The organism is Aeromicrobium piscarium (assembly GCF_007421815.1).
Classification (GTDB): Bacteria; Actinomycetota; Actinomycetes; order Propionibacteriales; family Nocardioidaceae; genus Aeromicrobium; species Aeromicrobium piscarium.
The window spans coordinates 1-2163 of the sequence record NZ_VLNT01000039.1 but is presented as its reverse complement, the minus strand read 5'-3'; the positions used below and the strand labels follow the sequence as shown (position 1 = coordinate 2163).

Sequence of the window (2163 nt, the reverse complement as noted above, 5' to 3'; positions counted from 1 at the left end):
TGTCGACGACGCTCGAAAACTGGACAGTTGTGACGCTTGAAAAGTGAACACTCACGACGATCGGAGAGTGATCACTATGGAGGACTGGGCGTTGATCCGTCGGCTTGCCGGCGAGGGAGTGCCGAAGAGACAGATCGCGGCGCGGTTGGGGATCTCGCGGACGACGGTGGTCAAGGCGGTGGCCTCACAGAGCCCACCGAAGTACGAGCGGAAGGCGGCACCGACCTCGTTCACGCCGTTCGAGCCGTTGGTGCGACAGCTGCTGGTTGCGACGCCGGACATGCCGGCGACGGTGATCGCCGAGCGGGTCGGCTGGAGCGGGTCGATGACCTGGTTCCGCGACAACGTCCGTCGGCTTCGGCCTGAGCACCGGCCGGTCGACCCGGCGGATCGGCTGACGTGGCTGCCCGGGGACGCCGGGCAGTGCGATCTGTGGTTCCCGCCGGCCAAGATCTCGCTGGAGGACGGCACGAGCACGCTGCTGCCGGTGCTGGTGATCACCGCGGCCCATTCGAGGTTCATGCTCGGGCGGATGATCCCGACCAGGCGCACCGAGGACCTACTGCTGGGGATGTGGGCGCTGCTGCAGCAACTCGGCGCGGTGCCGCGGCGACTGATCTGGGACAACGAGTCCGGCATCGGCCGAGGCAAGCGCCATGCCGACGGGGTCGGGGCGTTCACCGGCACGTTGGCCACGAGACTGGTGCGGCTCAAGCCCTACGATCCAGAGTCCAAGGGTCTGGTGGAACGCCGGAACGGGTTCTTCGAGACCTCCTTCATGCCCGGACGGGACTTCAGCTCGCCGGCGGACTTCAACGCCCAGTTCAGCGACTGGCTGGCCAAGGCGAACGCTCGGGTGGTGCGCACGACCAAGGCCCGCCCGGTCGACCTGCTTGATGCCGATCGGGCGGCGATGCTGCCGCTGCCACCGGTGGCGCCGACGGTCGGCTGGGTGAACCGGGTCCGGTTGGGTCGGGACTACTACGTCCGCGTCGACTCCTCGGACTACTCCGTGGACCCGGCGGTGATCGGCCGGTTTGTCGACGTGAGCGCCGATCTGGCCCGGGTCGAGGTCCGCCACGAAGGACGTCTCGTGGCTGCCCACGAGAGGGTCTGGGCACGAGGCATGACGATCACTGACCCCACTCATGTCGCCGCGGCGAAGGTGCTGCGTGAGCAGTTCGGGCAACCACGTCCGACCTCCGAGGTGCACGAGGAGCTGGTGCGGGACCTGGCCGACTACGACCGCGCCTTCGGTCTCATCGACGGCAGCCTGAGCGAGACGGAGGTGGCCTGATGAGCGCCAAGAAGCCCACCGCCAACGAGGCGCTCAAGCAAGTCACCTATCTCGCGTCGGCATTGAAGGCGCCACGGATCACCGAAGCCGCCGCCCGGCTGGCCGACCACGCTAGAGATGCCGGCTGGACCCACGAGGAATACCTCGCCGCGATCTTGGACCGCGAGGTCGCCGCCAGGAACGCCTCCGGCGCCCAGCTGCGGATCCGGGCCGCGGGGTTCGCTGCAGTCAAGACGATCGAGGAGTTCGACTTCGACGCCCAACCTGCCATCCGCCAGCAGGTCGCCGCTCTGGCATCCGGAGGGTTCCTGGCCGAGGCCCGCAACGTCGTGCTGCTCGGCCCGCCAGGCACCGGAAAGACCCACCTCGCGACAGGCCTGGGGATCGCGGCAGCCCACCACGGCCACCGGGTCCTGTTCGCCACCGCCACCGAGTGGGTCACCCGACTCACCGAGGCCCACCGCGCCGGCAGGCTTGCCCAAGAGCTCGCCCGGTTGCGGCGCTACGGACTGATCATCGTCGACGAGGTCGGCTACCTGCCCTTCGAGCAAGACGCCGCGAACCTGTTCTTCCAGCTCGTCTCCAGCCGATACGAACACGCCTCGCTCATCCTGACCAGCAACCTGCCGTTCTCCGGCTGGGGCGGTGTCTTCGGCGACCAGGCCGTCGCCGCCGCGATGATCGACCGCATCGTCCACCACGCCGACGTGCTGACCCTCAAGGGAGCCAGCTACCGACTACGCAACCGCGGCATCGAGACGCTGCCCAGCATCCGCGAGACCGCCGACCGAGACAACGACTAGGCTGCCCACACACCGTTCACTTTTCGGGCGATGCAATCGTCCAGTTTTCGAGCGTTGCCGACA

Annotated in this window: 2 protein-coding genes; both read left to right on the top strand. The window is 67.9% G+C overall.

The features are described 5' to 3' along the window. Nucleotides 1-67: 67 nt before the first annotated feature. Nucleotides 68-1297, top strand: a complete 1230-nt coding sequence (gene istA, locus FNM00_RS18630) for an IS21 family transposase (protein WP_143915029.1) — start codon at nucleotides 68-70, stop codon at nucleotides 1295-1297. Continuing rightward, complete coding sequence (istB, locus tag FNM00_RS18625) at nucleotides 1297-2100, top strand: IS21-like element helper ATPase IstB (RefSeq protein WP_143915028.1); 804 nt, start codon at nucleotides 1297-1299, stop codon at nucleotides 2098-2100. The genes istA and istB overlap by 1 nt, the downstream gene beginning before the upstream one ends. The last annotated feature ends 63 nt before the right edge of the window (nucleotides 2101-2163 follow it).